The organism is Polaromonas sp. AER18D-145 (assembly GCF_002379095.1).
Classification (GTDB): Bacteria; Pseudomonadota; Gammaproteobacteria; order Burkholderiales; family Burkholderiaceae_C; genus Polaromonas.
Map to the genome: position 1 here is coordinate 1 of NZ_NBZV01000004.1, position 21755 is coordinate 21755.

The 21755-nt window shown below is 64.7% G+C and carries 16 protein-coding genes; 6 read left to right on the plus strand and 10 right to left on the minus strand.

All coding sequences use genetic code 11. The features are described 5' to 3' along the window. Positions 1 to 342: 342 nt before the first annotated feature. A complete protein-coding gene (locus B7G52_RS03530) occupies positions 343 to 1512 on the minus strand; it encodes an acyl-CoA dehydrogenase family protein (RefSeq protein ID WP_096696277.1) in 1170 nt (389 codons plus the stop codon). A gap of 141 nt (positions 1513 to 1653) precedes the next feature. After that, positions 1654 to 2535 (minus strand): MaoC family dehydratase N-terminal domain-containing protein, encoded by an 882-nt coding sequence (locus B7G52_RS03535; RefSeq protein WP_096696278.1) that lies wholly within the window; start codon positions 2533 to 2535, stop codon positions 1654 to 1656. A gap of 184 nt (positions 2536 to 2719) precedes the next feature. Between B7G52_RS03535 and B7G52_RS03540 the strand changes: the two genes are divergently transcribed. Then, positions 2720 to 3619, plus strand: a complete 900-nt coding sequence (locus B7G52_RS03540) for a LysR family transcriptional regulator (RefSeq protein ID WP_096696279.1) — start codon at positions 2720 to 2722, stop codon at positions 3617 to 3619. A 9-nt stretch (positions 3620 to 3628) separates the two neighbouring features. On the opposite strand, the gene B7G52_RS03545 is transcribed toward B7G52_RS03540, so the two are convergent. The 4 genes from B7G52_RS03545 to B7G52_RS03560 form a co-directional block, all read right to left on the minus strand. Continuing rightward, complete coding sequence (locus B7G52_RS03545) at positions 3629 to 4405, minus strand: enoyl-CoA hydratase/isomerase family protein (RefSeq protein ID WP_096696280.1); 777 nt, start codon at positions 4403 to 4405, stop codon at positions 3629 to 3631. After that, positions 4402 to 5640: a CaiB/BaiF CoA-transferase family protein gene (locus B7G52_RS03550; RefSeq protein ID WP_096696281.1), complete on the minus strand. Its 1239-nt coding sequence runs from the start codon at positions 5638 to 5640 to the stop codon at positions 4402 to 4404. The genes B7G52_RS03545 and B7G52_RS03550 overlap by 4 nt, the downstream gene beginning before the upstream one ends. A 151-nt stretch (positions 5641 to 5791) precedes the next feature. Then, positions 5792 to 6760, minus strand: a complete 969-nt coding sequence (locus B7G52_RS03555) for a tripartite tricarboxylate transporter substrate binding protein (protein ID WP_096696282.1) — start codon at positions 6758 to 6760, stop codon at positions 5792 to 5794. Positions 6761 to 6866: 106 nt separating this feature from the next. Beyond that, complete coding sequence (locus B7G52_RS03560; RefSeq protein ID WP_096696283.1) at positions 6867 to 8087, minus strand: alanine--glyoxylate aminotransferase family protein; 1221 nt, start codon at positions 8085 to 8087, stop codon at positions 6867 to 6869. A 113-nt stretch (positions 8088 to 8200) separates the two neighbouring features. Between B7G52_RS03560 and B7G52_RS03565 the strand changes: the two genes are divergently transcribed. The 5 genes from B7G52_RS03565 (at position 8201) to B7G52_RS03585 (ending at position 15919) form a co-directional block, all read left to right on the plus strand. Further along, entirely contained in the window at positions 8201 to 8896 is a 696-nt protein-coding gene (locus B7G52_RS03565) for a GntR family transcriptional regulator (protein ID WP_096696284.1), read from the plus strand. Between the two features lie 7 nt (positions 8897 to 8903). Then, positions 8904 to 11978, plus strand: a complete 3075-nt coding sequence (locus tag B7G52_RS03570) for an FAD-binding and (Fe-S)-binding domain-containing protein (RefSeq protein ID WP_096696285.1) — start codon at positions 8904 to 8906, stop codon at positions 11976 to 11978. Between the two features lie 47 nt (positions 11979 to 12025). Further along, positions 12026 to 12976, plus strand: coding sequence for a 1-phosphofructokinase family hexose kinase (locus B7G52_RS03575; RefSeq protein WP_096696286.1), 951 nt, complete (start codon positions 12026 to 12028; stop codon positions 12974 to 12976). 81 nt (positions 12977 to 13057) lie between these two features. Further along, positions 13058 to 15496: a phosphoenolpyruvate synthase gene (gene ppsA, locus B7G52_RS03580; protein ID WP_096696287.1), complete on the plus strand. Its 2439-nt coding sequence runs from the start codon at positions 13058 to 13060 to the stop codon at positions 15494 to 15496. A 45-nt stretch (positions 15497 to 15541) separates the two neighbouring features. Continuing rightward, positions 15542 to 15919: a cyclic nucleotide-binding/CBS domain-containing protein gene (locus B7G52_RS03585; protein WP_096696288.1), complete on the plus strand. Its 378-nt coding sequence runs from the start codon at positions 15542 to 15544 to the stop codon at positions 15917 to 15919. Between the two features lie 2 nt (positions 15920 to 15921). Here the strand turns inward: B7G52_RS03585 and B7G52_RS03590 are convergent, their stop codons facing one another. The 4 genes from B7G52_RS03590 to B7G52_RS03605 all read right to left on the minus strand — a co-directional run bounded on the left by B7G52_RS03590 (position 15922) and on the right by B7G52_RS03605 (position 21750). Further along, on the minus strand, positions 15922 to 17841 hold the full coding sequence (locus B7G52_RS03590; protein WP_170954668.1) for a PAS domain S-box protein: 1920 nt from the start codon (positions 17839 to 17841) through the stop codon (positions 15922 to 15924). A gap of 2 nt (positions 17842 to 17843) precedes the next feature. After that, on the minus strand, positions 17844 to 18599 hold the full coding sequence (locus tag B7G52_RS03595; RefSeq protein WP_096696290.1) for a Crp/Fnr family transcriptional regulator: 756 nt from the start codon (positions 18597 to 18599) through the stop codon (positions 17844 to 17846). Positions 18600 to 18921: 322 nt separating this feature from the next. Next, positions 18922 to 21231, minus strand: coding sequence for an ATP-dependent DNA helicase (locus B7G52_RS03600; RefSeq protein ID WP_096696291.1), 2310 nt, complete (start codon positions 21229 to 21231; stop codon positions 18922 to 18924). Between the two features lie 93 nt (positions 21232 to 21324). Then, a complete protein-coding gene (locus B7G52_RS03605; RefSeq protein WP_096696292.1) occupies positions 21325 to 21750 on the minus strand; it encodes a potassium channel family protein in 426 nt (141 codons plus the stop codon). Positions 21751 to 21755: the final 5 nt, after the last annotated feature.

Genomic DNA, 21755 nt, shown 5'->3' on the forward strand with positions numbered 1-21755 from the left:
CCAATTCCACGAACTCGCGTTTGGTGTCCATCAGGTCTCTCGGTTGCCAGGGCATGTGCTTCTCCTTGCGCCAATGGCGCTGAAGAAGTGTTTCCTATGTCTCCGAACACCTGTTTCGTATGTGTCCAGTCCATACAGGCGACGCAAAAAAAAAGTGAGTTGCTGCCGGGCAACCCCCGGCTTGCTGGCGAACCTCCAATGCACGCGGCAAAGGCGGCTTCGACAAGCTCAGCCCGAACGGTGCATGCGCCCGTGTACGGACCCGCCTCGCCCACCGAAGCGAGCCCCGGCTTGCATGCAAACAACTGGTTTGGAGAGAACTTCATGACGGCAGTTAGGCGATCAGAACGACCTCGGCAACCCAAGCAAATGCTCCGCCACATACGAATAAATCAAATTCGTGGAAATCGGCGCCACCTGGTACAGCCGCGTCTCGCGAAACTTGCGTTCCACGTCGTATTCATTGGCAAAGCCAAAACCGCCATGCGTCTGCAGGCACACATTGGCTGCTTCCCACGAGGCCTTGGCGGCCAGGTACTTGGCCATGTTGGCTTCGGCGCCGCAGGGTTTGCCGGCGTCGAACAGCGCGCAGGCCTTGAAGCGCATCAGGTTGGCGGCTTCGGTCTCGATGTAGGCGTCGGCAATCGGGAACTGCACGCCCTGGTTCTGGCCGATGGGGCGGTTAAACACCACGCGTTCGCTCGCGTAGTTGCGCGCCTTGTCGACAAACCAGTAGGCGTCGCCAATACATTCGGCGGCAATCAGCGTGCGTTCGGCGTTCAGGCCGTCGAGGATGTACTTGAAACCCTTGCCTTCCTCGCCGATCAGGTTTTCCGCGGGAATTTCCAGGTTGTCGAAAAAGACTTCGTTGGTCTCGTGGTTGACCATGTTGGCAATCGGCTGCACCGTCATGCCGTGGCCGATCGCGTCCTTGAGGTTGACGATGAAGATCGACATGCCTTCGGATTTTTTCTTCACCTCGGCCAGCGGCGTGGTGCGGGCCAGCAGGATCATGAGGTCGGAGTGCTGGATGCGCGAGATCCAGACCTTCTGGCCGTTGACGACGTATTTGTCGCCCCTCTTCACCGCGGTGGTCTTGAGTTGCGTGGTGTCGGTGCCTGTCGTCGGTTCGGTCACGGCCATGGACTGCAGGCGCAGCTCGCCGCTGGCGATTCGGGGCAGGTACAACTTTTTCTGCGCGTCCGAGCCATGGCGCAGCAAGGTACCCATGTTGTACATCTGGCCATGGCAGGCGCCGGCATTGCCGCCGGCGAAGTTGATCTCTTCCATGATGACCGAGGCTTCGGCCAGACCCAGGCCCGAGCCGCCGTACTCGGCCGGGATCAGCGCCGCCAGCCAGCCGGCTTCGGTCAGGGCGTTGACAAAGGTTTCGGGGTAGCCGCGCTCGTGGTCCACCTTCTGCCAATAGGCGGAGTCAAACGAGGCCAGCATGCCGCGCAGCGCTTCGCGCATCTCCTGGTAGGCGTCGGGGGTGGGGATTTGTGTTTTCATGAATCTTTCTGATCAGTTTCAATTTTGGCGAGGTGCTCAACCCACTCTCCGTTCGGCCTGAGCCTGTCGAAGGCGGTTTCTGGCGGACTGCTGCGTTTCGACAGGCTCAACGCGAACGGTGTGTGGCCAGTTGTTCTCAGCTCAAACCAGCGTCGCCGTGGCCTGCATGGTGAGCCAGCCTTCGTGGTCTTCGGTCCAGAGGCTGACGCTCTTGCCGTCGGCCGATGGCAGCCCGTGCAGCTTGAAAGGCCACAGATCGAACACCGGGCGCACGGCACGGAACTCGAACTTCAGCAGGCGGACGCCGGGCATGTGCTTGCGCACCAGTTCCGCCAGCAGCGTGGCGATCAGCGGGCCATGCACGATGAGGCCGGGGTAAGCCTCGACCTCGGTGACGTAGCGCCGGTCGTAGTGGATGCGGTGGCCATTGAAGGTCAGCGCCGAATAACGGAACAGCAACACGTCGTCGGGCGTGACGGTTTCCGTCCACGCCGCCTCTTTGGCGGCCGGCTGAGGTGGGGGCACCGGATCACCGGGCTGCGGGTTGGCGCGGTACACAATGTCGTGTTCTTCGCTGAGGGTCAGGCCCTGCGCGTTGTGGATCTCGTGGCGGACCAGCACAAACACCAGGTCACCGGTGCGCCCGGACTTGTGGGTGACCGACTCGATGCGTGAAAGGCGCTTGACCGCGTCGCCGACCTGCAGCACCTGCTGGTGCCAATGCAGCCGACCGCCGGCCCACATGCGGCGCGGCAGCGGCACGGGCGGCAAGAAGCCGCCACGGCGGGCGTGGCCGTCGGGCCCGATCTCGGAGCGGCGCGGCTGCGGCAAAAAGTACAGCCAGTGCCACAGCGGCGGCACGGCCGTTCCGGCCACAGGCGGCGGGTCGTCGCGGTCCAGCGTGGCGGAGAGCCCGCGCAGCGGCGCGGCGGCGATGTCGTCCACCAGGGTTTCGGTGCGGCCCACCCAGCTTTGCAGGTGGGCCAAGGTGGCGGCATCTATCGTGCGAATGTCAGTCGTCATGGTTTGACATGGTGGCGCAGGACGGGCTACAACGCAATCAGCCATTTCAACAGCCAGACTTCGCCAATTCCGAAGCCTTGAATGCTTTCGCGAGCCCCTGTGTCTGCCGTTTCTCATTGGGGATGGCCTGATTCAAGGCTTCGTCCAAACGGAAGGCTTTGCTGACTTGCGGTAGCATGCTGCCATGCAATTCGACCTGACGGACCTGCGGCTTTTTGTGGCGACCGCCGACGAGGGCAACATGACCCGCGCTGCCGGGCGCCAGCACCTCTCGCTGGCGGCGGCCAGCGCGCGCATCAAGTCGCTCGAGGCCCAGTCGGGCCTGAGCCTGCTCTACCGCGAGGCACGCGGTGTGCGCCTGACGCCACCCGGTGAAGCCTTCCTGTTCCACGCGCGCGGGGTGCTGCGGCAAGCCGAGCAGTTGCGGGCCGACCTGCAGGAATACGGCGGTGGCCTGCGCGGGCATTTGCGCGTGTTTGCCAACACCACCGCGGTCACGGACTTCCTGCCGGAGATCCTGCCGGGCTTTCTGGCGGACAACCCGAAGATCAACATCGACCTGCAGGAAAGACCCAACGCCGAGATTGCGCGCGGCGTGCTCGACGGCCGCGCCGACATGGGCATCGTGGCCGGCCAGGTGGACACGCTGGGGCTGGAAGCAATCCACTTCAGCACCGACCGGCTGGTGCTGGCCACGGCCAGAAACCACCGCTTTGCGCGGCGCAAGAAAATTGCGTTTGCCGAAACCCTGGACGAAGACGCGGTGGGCATGCAGTCGGGCAGCACGCTGCAGACCTTCCTGGCGCAGGTGGTCGAGCGCCTGGGCAAGCCGCTGAAACTGCGCATCCAGCTCTCGAGCTTTGACGCGATGTGCCGCATGATAGGTGCGGGCGTAGGCGTCGGCATCGTTCCGGAATCGGCCGCGCGGCGCAACCAGGAGGCCATGGGCATCGCGCTGGTGGAGCTGCTGGAGCCCTGGAGCGTGCGCGAGCGTTACATCCTGGTGCGCAAGCGCGATGCGCTGCCGCGTTATGCCGAGTCGCTGATCGAGACGCTGTGCGCGCACTACCGCGATGGCGCCTGAGCGCTTTGGCTAGACGCCTTTCCAGGCCGGGCTTCTTTTGGCAAGAAACGTCGACACACCCTCGCGAAAGTCGTCGCTGCCGTAACAGCGGCGAATCAAATCCGCGTCGGACGGCAACCCATGGCTGACCAGCCGGTGCAGGCCTTCCTTGCTGACACGCTGGGTCACCGGCGCCAGCGCCGCCAGGCGTTCGCACAGGCTCGCCAGCACCGCGTCGATCTCGCCGGCCTCGCTGACCTGTGTGAGAAAACCGCAAACCAGCGCCTCGTCGGCCGTCAACACATCGGCCAGCATCAGCATGCGTTTGACGCGGGGAATGCCGAACACGGCGCTGAGCCGCGCCAGGTTGGCCACCGACAGGCAATTGCCCAGGGTTCGGGCGATCGGCACGCCGAAACGCGAGCCGGGTGTGGCGATGCGAAAGTCGCAGGCCGTGGCAATCGCCAGGCCGCCGCCTATGGCCCAGCCCTCGACAAGCGCCACGGTCGGCATGGGCAGCGACTCCAGCCGGGCGATGCATTCGTCAATCTGCTGCTCGTAGGCCACGCCGTCCTCGCCGCTGCGGAAATTGCGGAACTGCTCGATGTCGGTGCCGGCCACAAAGGCCTGCCCGCCCTCGCCGCGAAAGGTCACCACGCGCACCGAGGTCTCGGCTGCCAGTTGCTCGCAGATCTGGTTGAGCAGTTCGTACATGGCCCAGGTCATGGCGTTGCGCGCCGCGGGGCGGTCAAACACCACCGAGGCCACGCCCCCGCTGATGCTCAGGTGGACTGCGCCTTCACTCATGCTGCAAAGGCCCCCTGCTCGCCGAGCCGGACCTGCGCCTCGGCGTCGATGCCCAGTTCCGCCAGCACCTCGGCCGTGTGTTCGCCCAGGCGCGGCGGATGGCGGCGCACCTGCTGCGGTGTGCCGGACATCTTGACGGCAAAACCGATGTTGGGCACCTTGCCTTCGACCGGATGGGCTATCTCCATGCGCATCTCGCGGGCCTTGGCATGGTCGCTGTCAAAGGCTTCGGGATAGGTCAGGATGGGGCCGGCGGGAATGCCGGCTTCCAGGAAGGTGGACACCCAGTAGTCCTTGGGCTGGAGGCGGAAGGTTTTCTCCAGCTCCACCTCGAGGGCATGCCGGTTGGCCAGGCGCAGCGAGATGGTGGAAAAACGCTCGTCGGCCAGCAGCTCTTCGCGGCCCATCAGCTTGCACAGCTGCAGCCAGAGCTTCTGGTTGTTGGCGCCCATCACAAAGTAGCCGTCCGAACAGGCCATCGCCTGGTACGGCGCGGTCATCTTGTTCGAGGTGCCCAGCGGCTCGGGCGGCTTGCCCGTGCCCCAGTAGTCGCAGATGTCCCAGACCGAGAAAGCCAGCGCCGAGTCGAACAGCGAGGCGTCCACGTGCTGCCCCTGCCCGCTGGCCTTGGCGCCGATGTAGGCGGAGAGGGTTGCATACACCGCGAACAGCGCGCAGCCAATGTCGGCCACCGGCACACCGGCCTTCACCGGCGGACCACCCGGGTAACCGGTGACACTCATCACCCCGGACATGGCCTGCGCCATCAGGTCGAACCCCGGCCGGTCGGACCAGGGGCCGGTCTGGCCGAAACCCGAGATGCTGGTGTAGACCAGGCGCGGGTTGACTTCCCTGAGCACCTCGTAGCCCAGGCCCAGCCGCTTCATCGCGCCGGGGCGGTAGTTCTCCAGCAGGATGTCGGCCTCCTTCGCCAGCGCCAGCAACACCTTGCGGCCAGCCTCGGACTTGAGGTTGAGGGCGACACTGCGCTTGTTGCGGTTCATGTTCAGGAAGCCCAGTGAATCGGGCCCCTTCATCTTGAAGCCCATGGCGCCACGTGTCTGGTCGCCGCTGCCCGGCGGTTCGATCTTGACAACGTCAGCACCCATGTCCGCCAGCAGCATGCAGGCGTAGGGGCCAGCCATCACCTGGCTGATGTCCAGCACGCGGACACCGGCCAGCGGCAACGGCCGCGCCGCCTTGTTCGCCTGTTCGTTGGTTGACGCTTCTTTCACTCAGTAGTCCTTGTTGATGGCTGTTACGCGGCTTGCGAAAAGGGAATACCCCCCCTTGGGATGGGAGGAGCAATGGAGATGCCGGCAGGCGGGCCGGCAGGACAACAAGGCGCACGGGACGCTCAGCGCGCCCCGCCGCCCACGACATGGCTCAGGCGTCGGCCTTGACGCCGCCGTCCTTGATGATCTTGGCCCACTTGATCTGCTCGGCGCGCATGAAGTCCCCGAACTTCTCGGTCGAGCCGCCGCCGTCCTGGGCGCCCGAGGCGGCCAGCTTTTCCATCACGTCAGGCATCAGCATGACCTTGTTGACGTCCTCGTTCATGCGTTTGGCCATGGCCAGCGGCATCTTTGCAGGACCGGCCAGCCCGTACCAGGTGGTGGCCTCGAAGCCCGGGAAGCCCGACTCGGCCATGGTCGGCACGTTGGCGTAGGCGGGCACGCGCTGCTGGCGCGTCTGCGCGATCGCAATCGCCTTGCCGCTTTTGACATGCGGCGTGGCGGCCGTCATGGTGTCGAAGCTGTACTGGATGGTGCCGCCGATCAGGTCGGTGAGCATCGGGCCCGAGCCTTTGTACGGCACGTGGATGGCCTTGACCTTGGCAGCCAGCATGAACATCTCCAGCGCCAGGTGCTGCGCGCTGCCGGTGCCGGCCGAGCCGAAGCTGATCTTGCCGGGGTTGGCGCGGCACAGCTCGACCAGGTCCTTCACGGTCTTGGCCGGCTGGTTTTCGTTGCAGATCAGCAGGTTGGGCGTGACGCCGACCAGCACAACCGGCTGGAAGTCTTTCGCCGCATCGTAGTTGACCTTCTGCAGCGCCGGCGTGATGGCCTGGCTGTTGATGTGGGCCATCAGCAAGGTGGCGCCGTCGCCGGGTTGCTTGGCCACGTAGTCGGCGGCGATGGTGCCCGAGGCGCCGGCCTTGTTCTCGACGATGACCTGCGTCTTCCACATCTCACCGAGCTTCTGGCCGATGACGCGGGCCAGGATGTCGGTGCCACCGCCGGGCGCGAAGCCGACGATGATGCGCACCGGCCCGGTGGGCAGGTTCTGCGCAAGGATCAGTGAGGGAAAGGCCAGGGCCGCGGCGCCGGCGGTCACAAGGGTTCTGCGTTGCATGGTTTGTCTCCAGTGGGTTGTTTTTGAAATCGTCGGAAGGAAGCGGATGCGCGGGAAAGCAGAAAAGGCAGGGGACAGCAGGAAAGGGAACAGCAATCGGCGGCTGTCAGGCCGCCTTGCGCAGCGGCACAACGGCGGCATGGCTGGAAAAATGGTCCATCGCCGCCTGTACACCCGAACCGGCCAGCTTGACGCCGGCGATTTTCAGGCCCATCTCGCAGCCCGAGAGCGCCGCCATCAGGGTCAGGTCGTTGCAGTCGCCGAGGTGGCCGATGCGGAACATCTTGCCCTTGACCTTGCCGAGGCCGGTGCCCAGCGAGCAGTCGAAACGTTCGTAAATGATCTTGCGCACGGCATCGGCGTCCACACCTTCGGGCGTCATCACGCCGGTCAGGATGGGTGAATAGACCGATGCATCGGCGCACTGGATCTGCAGACCCCAGGCCTTGACCGCGGCGCGCACACCCTCGGCCCAGCGCTGGTGGCGCGCAAACACCACGTCCAGCCCGTGCTCGAGCAGCATGTCGCAGGCTTCGTTGAGGCCGTAGAGCAGGTTGGTATTGGGCGTGGACGGCCAGTAACCGGTCTTGTTCATCTCGATGATCTCGTCCCAGGCCCAGAAGGCCTTGGGCAGTTTGGCGCTCTTGCTGGCTTCCAGCGCCTTGGCGGACACCGCATTGAAGCTGATGCCGGGCGGCAGCATCAGGCCCTTCTGCGAGCCGCTGATGCTGACGTCCACGCCCCACTCGTCGTGTTTGTACTCGGCCGAGGCCAGGCCGGAGATGGTGTCCACCAGCAGCAGCGCCGGGTGTCTGGCGGCGTCAATCGCCTTGCGCACGGCGGCGATGTTGCTGGTCACCCCGGTGGAGGTTTCGTTGTGCACCACACACACGGCCTTGATGCTGTGCTGCGTGTCCGCCTTGAGCCGCTCTTCGATCAGGTCGGCGCGCACGCCGTGGCGCCAGACTTCAGTACCGGGGTCGGTCATCACCTCGGTTTTCAGGCCGACACGCGTGGCCAGCTTTTGCCACAGGGCGGCGAAGTGGCCGGTTTCGTACATCAGCACGTGGTCGCCGGGGCTCAGGGTGTTGACCAGCGCAGCTTCCCAGGCGCCCGTGCCCGAGGCCGGATAAATGATGACCGGCTGTCGGGTCTGGAAAATCTTCTTGATGTCGGCCAGCACCTTCAGGCCCAGTGCGCCGAACTCGGGGCCGCGGTGGTCGATGGTGGGCAGGCTCATGGCGCGCAAAATGCGATCTGGCACGGGCGAAGGCCCGGGAATTTGCAGGAAGTGGCGGCCGGTGGGATGGAAGTCAAGCGTCAGCATATTTCGGGGGCTCCATGAATAACCACCATTTTTTGCATACAAAATTCATTTGTCAACCGCTTTATCCCTATATCTCAATTTGATACCCATTTTTTTGCATACAATATTTACCCATGACTGCTGACATCATCGCCATCCCACGTGCCGCCCTGCATGAGCAGGTGGCGCACCGCCTGCGCCAGATGCTGGTCGAAAACCGCATCGCACCGGGCGCCAAGCTCAATGAGCGCGCGCTCGCGGAAGAGCTCAACGTGTCACGCACGCCGCTGCGCGAAGCCATCAAGATGCTGGCCGCGGAGGGCCTGGTGGAGCTGCTGCCCAATCGCGGCGCGATTGCGGTGGAGTTGACCGAAGACGACGTGCTCCACACCTTTGAAGTCATGGCCGGGCTGGAAGCGCAGTCGGGCGAGCTGGCCGCGAAGCGCATCACCGATGCCGAACTGGCCGAGATCAAGGCCATGCATTACGAGATGATGGCCGCTTACACCCGCCGCGACCTGCCCGCCTACTACCGGCTCAATGCCGCGATTCACGCGGCCATCAATGCCGCGGCCAAAAACCCGGTGCTCACGGCCACCTACAAGCAGGTCAATGCGCGCCTGCAGGCCCTGCGCTTTCGCTCCAACCAGGACGGCGACAAATGGCGCGCGGCCGTGAAGGAACATGAACTGATGGTTGAAGCGCTCAGTGCACGCGACCCGGTCGCCATGCGCGCCGTGCTGGCCAACCACCTGGGCAACAAGCTCAGCGTGGTCATCGAACAGCTGCGCGCGGCCCAATCGGCACGCCAGACGCCTGCCAAGGCATGAAAGCCCCATGAACGCCCCCTTGCCCCTGAAAGTCACGCAGGAAACTGCGGCACACGCTTACGACAACGTCGCCCGCATCAGCAACGAAGTGGCCGGCCGGCTGGCCGCCCGGCTCGCCAGTGAAACCCGTGGCGAGGTGCTTTTTTCCGCCGCAGACCGCGGCCGCTACGCCACCGACGCGTCGATTTACCAGGTGATGCCGGTCGGCGTATTTGTGCCGCGCAGTGCGCCTGACGTCAAAACCGCGCTCGACATCTGCCGCGACATGGGTGTGCCCATAGCTCCGCGCGGCGGCGGCACCAGCCAGTGTGGCCAGACCGTGGGCGCCGGGCTGGTCATCGACTATGCGAAACACATACGCAACATCATCGATGTGGATGTGGACAAGCGCACCGCCGAGGTCGAGCCCGGCATCGTGCTGGACCACCTGAACGCCGCGCTGAAAAAGCACGGCCTGTGGTACCCGGTCGATGTATCCACCAGCGCGCAGGCGACGCTGGGCGGCATGGCCGGCAACAATTCCTGCGGCAGCCGCAGCATTGCCTACGGCAACATGGTGCACAACGTGCTGGGCGCGCAGGCCTGGACCTCGGGCAGCCAGTTGCTGCAGCTGGGGCCCTACGCCGCCAGCAGCGGCAAGGCACGTGAGCTGGGCAACCAGGTTCGCTCGCTGGCCGAGGAACTGCACCCAGCCATCAACCGGATGTGGCCCAAGGTCATGCGCCGCGTGGGCGGCTACAACCTGGACATCTTCGACCCGCAGAGCGAGCGCCCCTACACCAGCGACGGCTCGGTCAACCTGTCGCACCTGCTGATCGGCAGCGAAGGCACGCTGGCGCTGACCAAATCACTGACGCTGCAGCTTGGCGAACTGCCCAGGGCCAAGGTGCTGGGCGTGGTGAACTTCCCGACCTTTTACCGCGCCATGGATGCCGCGCAGCACATCGTCAAACTCGGCAACGGCAGCCTGACGGCCGTCGAGCTGGTGGACCGCACCATGATCGACCTGTCGCTGCAGAACCCGGCCTTTGCGCCGACCATACGCAGCGCGCTGATCGGCCAGCCCGCGGCCATTTTGCTGGTCGAGTTTTCGGGTGCCAGCAAGGCCGACCTGCTGCCCCACCTGAAACATCTGGGCGAGCTGATGGGCGATCTGCTGCTGCCCGACTCGGTGGTCGAGATGGTGGACGACGCCCCGCAGAAAAACCTGTGGGAAGTTCGCAAGGCCGGGCTCAACATCATGATGAGCCTCAAGGGCGACGGCAAGCCGGTGAGTTTTATCGAGGACTGCGCCGTGCCCCTGGAGCACCTGGCCGAATACACCGCCGCGTTGACCGAGGTCTTCCGCAAATACGGCAGCAAGGGCACCTGGTATGCCCACGCCTCGGTCGGCACGCTGCATGTGCGGCCGATTCTCGACATGCGGCGCGAGGGCGCGCCCAAGATGCGCGCGATTGCCGAGGAAGCGTCCGAGCTGGTGCGCAAGTTCAAGGGCGCCTACAGTGGCGAACACGGCGACGGCCTGTGCCGCGGCGAGTGGATCCAGTGGCAGTTCGGCCCGCAGATCAACGAGGCGTTTGCGGCCATCAAGCAGGCGATGGACCCGATCAACCTGCTGAGCCCGGGCCGCATGGTCAACCCGCCCAAGATGGACGACACGCGGCTCATGCGTTTCGCACCGGGCTACAAGGTCATCCCGATCCAGACAGCGCTCGACTGGCGCGCCTGGGACGTGCAGAACGACCCGGTCACCGAGCTGACCAGCGCTCCGGGCAGCGGCGGCGACCCGGCCCAGGGCCTGGCCAAGGCCGTGGAGATGTGCAACAACAACGGCCACTGCCGCAAGTTCGATGCCGGCACCATGTGCCCCAGCTACCGCGTGACGCGCGACGAGCAACACCTGACACGCGGCCGCGCCAACACCTTGCGCCTGGCACTGTCGGGGCAACTCGAAGGCATGAATGCAGCCGAGGCATTCACCAGCGAAGCGGTCAAGGACGCGCTGGACCTGTGCGTGGGCTGCAAGGGCTGCAAGCGCGACTGCCCGACCGGCGTGGACATGGCCAAAATGAAAGTGGAGTTTTTGCACCACTACAAGGCCAGGCATGGCTACACGCTGAAGGACAAGCTGGTCGCGCGCCTGCCCGACTACGCGCACTGGGCCAGCCGCCTGGCGCCGCTGCTGAACCTGCGCGACAAAATTCCCGGCCTGGCCGCGCTCAGCGAGAAGTTCACCGGCTTTTCGGCCAGACGCACCTTGCCGCAGTGGAAGAGGCGCACCTTTTTCAACCGTCCCCCGGTGAGCGCCACGCGCGAGGAGGTGCTGGCCGCCAGCAAGCCGGTGGTGCTGTTTGTCGACACCTTCAATGGCCACTTCGAGTCGGACAATGCGACTTCGGCATTAAAAGTGCTGCAAGCCGCCGGCTACACGACGCATGTAGCTATCAAAAAAGTAGCAGATGGAAAACACCTGTGCTGCGGACGGACCTACCTGGCCAGCGGCATGGTTGATGAAGCGAAGGCCAAGGCCGGGGAGCTGGTCGACGCGTTGCTGCCCTTTGCCGAGCGCGGCATCGCCATTATCGGGCTGGAGCCGTCCTGCCTGCTGACGATGCGCGACGAAATGCTGGTGATGGGCCTGGGTGAAGCGGCCCAAACCATCGCGGGCCAGGCCCTGCTGTTTGAAGAATTTCTGGCGCGCGAGGCCGCAGTCGGCAAGCTCGACCAGCTGAAAACCAGGCTACAGCCGGTGGAGCAGGCCATCTTGCTGCATGGCCACTGCCACCAGAAGGCGTTCGGGGCGGTCAGCCCCATCCTCGATGTGCTCAGGCTGATCCCCGGCGCGAAGCCCGAGCTGATCGAGTCCAGCTGCTGCGGCATGGCCGGCAGCTTCGGCTACGAGACCAGCCATTACGAGGTGTCCATGCAGATGGCCGAACTGAGCCTGCTGCCCGCCGTGCGCCAGCAGCCCGATGCCATCGTGGTCGCCGACGGCACCAGTTGCCGGCACCAGATCCGCGACGGCGCGCAGCGCGAAGCGATTCATGTGGCGGTGCTGATGGCGCAGCAGTTGCGGGCCTGACGCCTGCTCCGGATGGGGCACGGCCCGGCCGGAGTACAGTGGCGGCGATGCGCACCCCTGACATCCTGACCCTCACCATGAACCCCGCCCTGGATGTGTCAACATCCACGGACAAGGTCACGGACACACACAAACTGCGCTGCGCCGCCGCGCAATACCATCCCGGCGGCGGCGGCATTAACGTGGCCCGCGTCCTGCAACGCCTCGGCAGCAATTGCCTGGCGCTGTACCCGGCCGGCGGCATGAACGGGCAAAGGCTGCGCCAGTTGCTGGACCAGGAGCAGGTGTCCAGCCAGTGCCTGGCCATCGCAGGCGAGACGCGCGAGAGTTTCCATGTGCACGAAACGGCCAGCGGGCGGGACTTCCGCTTTGTCCTGCCCGGACCGACCCTGAGCGCGTCCGAGTGGCAGGCCTGCCTCGATGTTGTCAGCGCCATGGCAGCTCCGCCGTCCTGGCTGGTGGCCAGCGGCAGCCTGCCGCCCGGCGTGCCGGCTGACTTCTATGCGCAGCTCACGCGGCTGGCACGCACGCGCGGCTGCCGCGTGGTACTGGACAGCTCGGGCCCGGCGCTGGCGGCGGCGCTGGCGGAAGGCGTGTACCTGATCAAGCCCAGCCTGCGCGAGCTGCGCGAGTTGACCGGCCTGCCGCTGGAAACCGACACGCAGCGGCTGGCCGCGGCCCGGACCATCATCGCGGCCGGGCAGGCACAGATCGTGGCGTTGTCGCTCGGCGAGGAAGGCGCCTTGCTCGTCACGGCAGACCAGGCGCTGCGGGCCAGCGCGGTACCGGTCGAAGTGGCAAGCACCATAGGCGCGGGCGACAGTTTTGTCGGCGGCCTGGTCTGGGCGCTGAGCCGGCAGACCGATCTGGCGCAGGCCTTTCGTTATGCCATGGGATCCGCAGCCGCCGCCCTGCTCACCGCTGGAACCGCGCTGTGCCAGCCGGCCGATGTGGAACGCCTTGCCAGGGAAGTGATCGTCACACCGGCCGGCGCTTGATCTGGCGCAAGGCGGCAGCGGCGCCCGGCGTCTACCGTAGGCAGAAAACAGGCACAGGAGACGGCGCGCGCGTCCGGGAATATGACAACACCTCACATACGCTGGTTTTCGGAACTGGGCATCGCCGATGTCCCTTTGGTGGGCGGCAAGAATGCCTCGTTGGGCGAAATGGTGCGCGAGCTCGGCGCGCAGGGCGTGCGGGTGCCCAACGGTTTTGCCGTCACAGCGCAGGCCTACAGTTATGTGCTGGCGCAGTCCGGCGCCCTGCCGCGCCTGCATGAGGCCCTCGACGGCCTGGACGTGCAGGATGTCGATGACCTCGCGCGCCGTGCGCGGCGGGCGCGCGAGATCATCCACAGCGCCGTGCTGCCGGACGATCTTGTGGCGGAGATCGCCGCCGCGCATGAGCGCCTGCAGGCCGAATATGGTGAGCAGCTGACAATGGCAGTGCGCAGCTCGGCCACCGCCGAAGACCTGCCCACCGCCAGCTTTGCCGGCCAGCACGACACTTTTCTCAACGTGGCCGGCCTGGCCAGCCTGCTCGAAGCGATCCGTCGGTGTTTTGCCAGCCTGTTCAACGACCGCGCCATTGCCTACCGCGTTGAAAACGGCATCGATCATTTCACTGTCCTGCAATCGGTCGGCGTGATGAAGATGGTGCGCTCGGATCGCGCCTCCAGCGGCGTCATCTTTTCGATCGACACCGAAACCGGGTTTCGCGACGTCGTGTTCATCACCGGCGCCTGGGGCCTGGGCGAAAACGTGGTGCAGGGCACGGTCGACCCGGATGAGTTCTATGTGTTCAAGCCCACGCTGAAGCAGGGACACCGCGCGGTACTCCGGCGCAAGCTCGGCGGCAAGGAAATCCGCATGGTCTACACGCAGGCCGGGGGCAGCGAGACCACGCACAACCTGCCGACGCCGCCGAAGGACCAGGCGCGTTATTGCATCAGCGACGAGGAGGTGCTGGAACTGGCCGACGCCACCGTCCGCATCGAGGACCACTACAGCCGCAAGGCCGGGCATGCCACGCCGATGGACATCGAATGGGCCAGGGACGGCATCGACGGCAAACTCTACATCCTGCAGGCGCGGCCCGAAACCGTGGCCTCGCGCAAAACGCCCGGCACGGTGGACACCTGGCGGCTGGATGCGAAGGGCAAGCTCTGCATCAGCGGCCGCGCCGTGGGCGGCGCAATCACCACGGGACGCGCGCGCGTGATCAACAACATCAGCGAGCTCAACCAGTTCCAGCCCGGCGAGGTGCTGGTGGCGGACACCACCATGCCGGACTGGGGAACGGTGCTCAAAATTGCCTCTGCCGTCGTGACCAACCGCGGCGGACGCACCTGCCATGCGGCCATCGTGGCGCGCGAGATGGGCATTCCGGCCGTGGTCGGCTGCGGCCATGCGACCACCGCCATCCGCACCGGCGACGAGATCACGGTGTCCTGCGCCGAAGGCAGCGAGGGCCGGGTCTACGCCGGCCTGCTGCCGTTCACGAAGCGCAGCATTGACGTGGCCGGCCTGGCGCGGCCGCAGACACATCTGATGGTCAACATCGCCAACCCCGACACGGCCTTCCAGACCGCGCTGCTGCCCAACGACGGCGTGGGCCTGGCGCGCATGGAGTTCATCGTTGCCGAACACATACGCGCGCACCCGATGGCGCTGGTGCACCCGGAGAAAGTCGAAGACGCGGCGGTTCGCGAGGAGATCGCCCGCCTCACGCGTTCGTATGCCACGCCGGCCGACTACTTCGTGCGCCAGCTGTCCGAAGGTGTGGCCACCATCGCCGCGGCCTTCTACCCCAAGCCGGTGATCGTGCGCATGTCCGACTTCAAGACCAACGAATACGCCAGCCTGCTCGGCGGACGCTGGTTCGAGCCGGACGAGGCCAACCCCATGATCGGTTTTCGCGGCGCCTCTCGCTACGCGCATCCGGCCTATGCCGAGGGCTTTGCACTCGAGTGCGCGGCCATGAAACGCGTGCGCGACGAGATGGGCCTGGTCAACGTCAAGCTGATGATCCCGTTTTGCCGCCGTGTCGAGGAAGGCGAACGTGTGCTGCAGGCCATGGCAACGCACGGGCTGACGCGCGGTGCCAATGGCCTGGAGATCTACGTGATGTGCGAGATTCCCAACAACGTGATCCAGATCGATGCCTTTGCCCGCCTGTTCGACGGCTTCTCCATCGGCTCCAACGACCTGACCCAGCTGGTGCTGGGCGTGGACCGCGACTCGGACATCGTGGCCTTCGACTTCGACGAACGCGACCCCGGCGTCAAGGAGATGATCCGCCAGACCATAGAGGGCGCGCACCGCAACCACCGCCATGTGGGCATCTGCGGCCAGGCGCCCTCGGACTATCCCGAGATCGCGCAATACCTGGTGGAGCTCGGCATTGACGCCATCAGTGTAACGCCCGATACACTGATGAAAATCACGGTCGACGTGCTGGCCGTGGAAGCGCGGCTGGGACGTGAACCCCGCAGCGCAGCCCTCTTCCACACCGCCTGAATCAACCGCAACCTCCGTACCAACCACGGCTACCGGGAGACTGTCATGAGCCAGACCATTTCATCATTGATGCACCGCGAAGTGACCCAGGTGGGTCCGGACGACACGCTGCAAGCCGTCGAGGCGAAGCTGGTGGCCCAAGGCCTGTCATGGGTGCCGGTGGTCGACGCCAGCGGCGTGGTGATGGGCGTGATCAGCAGCGCCGACCTGCTGCGCGCGCATGCCGAGGGGAAAACCGCCCCCAAGGTCAGCGCGTGGCAGCTGTGCACCTACAAGCCGGTCACCGTGCGCCCGGACGCCACGCTCGGCGAGGTGGCCAGGCTGATGACAGAGGGCAACATCCACCACGTGGTGGTGGCCGAGGGCCCGAACCTCAAGGGCGTGGTCTCCTCACTCGACTTTGTGCGGACTTTTGTGGTTTAGGGTCATGCTTGCTGGCGTGCGGATTCTGCCGGCAAAGTAAAGAAAAAGCAGGCCCCTTTCCCGGGGGAGGATTCAGCCCATATCCGGCCACCGTGCCGCTCGATGACGCGGCGCACCGTGGCCAGCCCGATGCCGGTTCCGGGAAACTCCGAGACCCCATGCAGGCGCTGGAAGGGCTCGAAAAGCTTGTCCACATAAGCCATATCGAATCCGGCGCCGTTGTCGCACACAAAAAATACCTGCTCTCCTGCGGCGTCGCTGGTCTGTCCGACCTTGATCTCGGCCTGCGCCCGTTGCGCGCTGAACTTCCACGCGTTGCCCAACAGATTTTCCATCACCACCCGGAGCAGGCGCTCATCACCATGGGCCATCAGGCCACTAGCAATGTGAAGCGTCACCCGTCGCTCAGGCTCGAACGCCTGCCGGGCGTTCAGGCTATTTCGCGCCAGCATCGACAGGTCGACCGACTCGCTGCGAAGCTGCACGCGCAACATCTGCGAGAGCGACAGCAGGCCTTCAATCAACTGCCCCATCTGCAAGGCGCCGGCCTGAATACGCGACAGGTAGTGCTGAGCCTTTTCATCTGCATGCTTGCCGAGCTGTTTCGCCAGTAAATGGCTAAAGCCATGAATGGTGTTGAGCGGCGAACGCAAATCGTGCGAAACCGAATAGGAGAAGGCTTCAAGCTCCTGATTCGAAAATTTCAACTTGTTTTCAATCCCCTTGATTTCAGTGATGTCCTGCAGTGCACCCACGAGCCGTACCACCTTGCCGTCCTGCAACAGCGCGCGACCCTGTGTACGGACCCAGATACGCCGCCCTCTTGCCGTCACCAGGGGAAGCTCGAGGTCCCAGGGGGCTCCCTGGTCAAGCGCCGCCATGAAGGCAGCCCTGATCGCGGGCTGTGCCTCCGGCGCGTAAAAGCCTGCCAATTTTTCCAGCGCCAGGTCTGCCGGTGCATCCATCTCGCAGATGCGGTAAATCTCTTCAGACCAATAAGGCGCCATGGTCTCCGCGTCCACTTCCCACCCGCCCACCCTGGCCAACGCGCCGGTGCGCTTCAACAGCTCGGCGCTGCTGGCCGTGGCCAGTTCTGCGAGCTTGTGGACCGTGATCTCCTGGATCATCCCTGTTCGGCGCTTGCGCTGCGCGCCCTCGTCGTCGCCATCGGCCTGGCCAAGCAGATGAATCCAGCGCACCTCGCCCTCAGACGGGACAACCCGGAACTCGATGTCCAGGGCCAGGCCGGCCTGAACGGCCGCGTTGCACGCTGCGTCGAAAACAGCGCGGTCAGCCGGATGAATCAGCCGGAGAAACCCGTCATAGCTGCTGTCGAAAACGCTGCGATCGACACCGAGCACGTCGCAGGACTCGTCACACCACCATATCAGGCCAGTCGTGAGGTCAAGCTGCCAGTAGCCGATGCGACCCAGATGCTGCGCCTTCAGCAACCTGCGCTGGCTCTCCTGCAAGCGCGCGAGGCTTTCGGCCTGTTCGCGCGCCAGCCGCTCCATTTCGGAGATATCGCGCACGATCGCCGTAAAAAGCTTGCCCTCTGAAGTGTCGAAATAGGAGATGGAAACCTCCAGGGGAAACTCCTCCCCGTTCGCTCGCAGCCCGTAGACGACACTGCGCCCGCCCATGCGGCGGGACGTCACGCCCGTGCTGCCGTAGCGGCTGACCTGCTCGGCGTGGCTTGGGCGAAAACGTTCGGGAACCAGTTTCTCGAGAGGTTGCAGCAGGACAGCGTGCCGGGGCCAGCCGAATATTTCCTCGGCCGCACGGTTGTACAAAACAATTCTTTGCTGCTCATCGACCGTGACGATGGCGTCCATGGCCGAGTTCAGCACGCCCGCCAGCAGTGCAGCCGCGTTGGCCGGATCACTGCCCCAAGAGTCAGGGTTGTCGATGGGTAATTTCATGCTCATGGGTGCCGGAACACCCATTGCGACAAGGGCTTGGGCCGGATTTCGCAGACCCGGCTTCCGCGCCGAGCGATACAGCCTTGGGCTTCGAGCAAGGCCAGCGCACGCGCCACCGATTCGCGGGTCGTGCCCAGCAGCTGCGCCAGCGCAACGTGCGACGGCAGGGTCACGGTCGGACTGTGGTGAACCTCCATCAGCAAGAGCAGGCTATGGGCGACCCGTCCTGTTATCTGGCGACGGCTGGTGGCCTGCGTCCATCCGGCGATCGTTCCAAAAGCGACGCTACAGGCTCGGCCGACCTGATCCCAGATTTTCTGGTCACTGCGCGCCAGGCAGGCCAGCGCTTCCGTTGATATTTCACAATACCGACCGCTGCTCAGGGCAACGCTTCCCAGTTGGTTCGGTTGCCCGAAGTAACTGCAAAGACCAACGACCGCGCCGCGTCCCAAAATGGCGACTGGATCGATATGTCCGCCGGGGCTACTGCGGCCCAGACACACGCTCCCGACCTTCACGACCCTCAGGTGAGGCACATGCTCGCCTTCCCGCGCCAGTATTTCGCCCTTCCTGAAGCTGTGTTCTTTGATCAGTACTCCGCCATCGACTGAATCTCTCAGGGACAGACCGCGCGTGATGCAAAACTCATACGAGGCACAGTTGCCGCATTTTCCGGGCAGCAATGGGCTGGCATCAAAACCTGCAACGACCTTCTCGACAGCCCCGCCAGGCGAAGCATCGCAGCCGCTGAGCGTCATAAGATTTGTCCCCAAATTTCCCCGACAAGAAATTGTCGCAATTTGTTACTCATTAAAACTTTAAGTCTACCCAGTTCCCTGTGCACTGTATCGACCCATTGCCGGTGTAACTGCGCGTTTCGTCACTGAATGAGTATTTACTGACATAACTCAAATCCTCCCTGACCATGGCGGGTCCGGCATGGCCGAAAGGCTGGGCTCCCGGCGCGAACGCGGGCTGGTCTGAGCTGGGCTGGGCTGGGCTGGGAAAATTCAATGCTTGATTAGTCACACCCGCCAGGTCCGGCGCATGGGCGATCGCCTTGGGGACATACCGGGCGTTTCATGCGCGCGGCTTTTGCGGCCGAGCCTGTAGATGGGCCACCTCCCACCAGCCCGGAAACAGCTCGCGCACCTGGGCCAGCGCATACCGGTCGTCAATCAGATAGACCACGCCGCGGTCGGACTCGGTGCGGATCACCCGGCCCGCGGCCTGCACCACCTTTTGCAGGCCCGGGTACAGGTAGGTGTAGTCGTAACCCTTGCCGAAACTGGCCTCCATGCGCTGCTTGATCTGCTCGTTGACCGGGTTGATCTGGGGCAGGCCCAGGGTGGCGACAAAAGCGCCGATCAGGCGTTTGCCCGGCAGGTCGATGCCCTCGGCAAACGCGCCGCCGAGCACGGCAAAGCCGATGCCGCGCGAGACTGGCGTGAAGCGTTCGAGAAAGCCGCGCTTGGCGCCTTCCTCCATGCCGCGCGACTGCTCCCAGACCGGAATCGCCGGGTAACGCGCCTTGAACAGTTCCGCCAGCTGCTGCAGGTAGTCGAAGCTGCTGACAAAACTCAGGTAGTTGCCGGGCGCCGCCGCGTATTGCCGGGCCATCAGGTTGACCATGGGTGACAGCGAATGCCCGCGATGCTGGAAACGCGTGGACACGTCGTCCACCACCTGCACCGAGAGCTGTTCGGCCCGGAACGGCGAGGCCACATCGATCCAGGCGGTGTCCTCGGGCAGGCCCAGCATGTCGCTGTAGTAGTGCGCCGGGCTCAGGGTGGCCGAGAACAGCGCCGCCGAACGTGCCGCCGCAAACCGCTGGGACAGAAAACCTGCCGGCACGACGTTTCGCAGGCACAACACGGCGCCGCCCCCGCTGCCCGCGGCATCGGTGATGTCGAACAGCGAATGCGTGTCCAGCAACTCAGCCATGCGCGAGAAATGCAGCACCTCGAAGAAAAAGTCCTGCAGCCTGCCGTCGATGCCGGCCGGGTGATCGGCCAGGTGGTCCAGGATGGCGTTGGCCGTCTGCTGCAACGCGCCGCGAAAGGCCTGCGGCACCTCGTCGTACACCTGGTAGGCCTGCGCTTGGTCCTGGTGCAGCTCGTACCAGCTGCGCTGGAGGCGGTCCAGCACACGTTTGATGGCGACGGGCGCACCCTGCCGCGCCAGCGCCAGGCGGGCCGGGTCCAGTTCGGCCGAATACATCTTGCGCGCGCGTTCGACCAGGTTGTGCGCCTCGTCGACCAGCACGCTGACGCGCCACTGGTTGGCCAGCGTCTGCGCATACAGCATGGCATTGATGTCGAAGTAGTAGTTGTAGTCGCCGACGACCACATCGCTCCAGTGCAACAGGTCCTGGCCGAGGTAATACGGGCAGACCCCGTGCGCCAGCGCCACCTCGCGCAGCGCGCCCTTGTCGAGCGGGCCAGCCACGGTCACGGCAGCACGGCGCGCCGCCGGCAGGCGGTCGTAAAAACCCTGGGCCAGCGGGCAGGCGTCGCCGTGGCAGGCCTTGTCCGGGTGTTCACAGGCCTTGCCCTTGGCCACCAGTTCCAGCACACGCAGCGGCAGCGCCGGCGCGCTGCGCTGGATGCGGGCCACGGCGTCCAGCGCTAGCTGGCGGCCCGGCGTCTTGGCCGCGAGGAAAAACACCTTGTCGAGCTGCTGCGTCGGGCAGGCCTTGAGCAGCGGAAACAGCGTGCCCACGGTTTTGCCGATGCCGGTGGGCGCCTGCGCCATCAGGCAGCGCCCGCTGCTGGCCGACTTGTAGACGGCTTCGGCCAGGTCGCGCTGGCCGGGGCGAAAACGCTCATGCGGAAACGCCAGCGTCTGCAGCGCCTCGTTGCGCGCGGCGCGGTGGGCCATCTCCTGGCGGGCCCAGTCGAGGAACCGATCGCACTGTTCTTCAAAGAACCCTTCCAGCTGGGCAGCGCTGAAGGCTTCGGTCAGCAGGGTTTCGTCCTGCGTGGCGATGTTGAAATACACCAATGCCAGCTTGACCTGGGACAAGCCTTCTTTCTGGCAAAGCAGGTGGCCGTAGACCTTGAGCTGCGCCCAGTGCAGATGCCGGTGGTTGGCGCGCATGGCCTCCAGGTCACCGCGGAAGGTCTTGACCTCTTCGAGCTGGCCGAGTTCGGGGTCGTAGCCGTCGGCGCGGCCACGCACCAGCAAGTCCTTGTAGACCCCGCTCAGGCTGACTTCGGTCTGGTAATGCGCTGGCCGGCGCATCGCCACCACGCGGTGGCCCGCCATGCCTTCGAGGGCCGACGGCGAGGGCGTGAAACGCACATCAAGGTCGCCGAGTTTGGCCGTGAATTCGCACAGCGCACGCACGGCGACAACGTAGGGCTTGTCCTTGTCGATGGCTGTCGTCATGGAAGGCGGTCTGGGTCGGGCTGAAAGGCTGTATGAATAACCAGTATTGTAGCCCGCAAGTCCCATGGCACCCTGGAGGCGCGCCTTCGGGAACTACTTCGAGTTCCAGAACTTCTGCATCTCGACAAAAAGAAAGGACGCCGTCCAGGTGATCAGCACCAGGCCGGTCAAGGACTCGATGCCCGTCAGGAAGCGCAGGTCACCGGTGGGCTGGATGTCGCCGAAGCCCAGCGTGGTGAAGGTCGTGAAGGAAAAATACACGCAGTCCATCAGGCTGCCATTGAAGTTTCCTGTCAGGCCGCCCCAAGCCTTGGCGTGGTGCATGAAATAGTAGGCGAAGGCAAACACCCAGACCTCCACCGCGTGGGCCAGCAGCGCACCGCCGACGCCCAGCAGGATGCGCAGGCGGTGCCGGATCTTCACCCGGGCCAGCAACAGGGTCAGCCGCAGCAGGCATTCGTAGTGAATGATCACGGCGATAGACACGACGGCAATATTGGCCAGCACCACAGTGAGCACGGGTA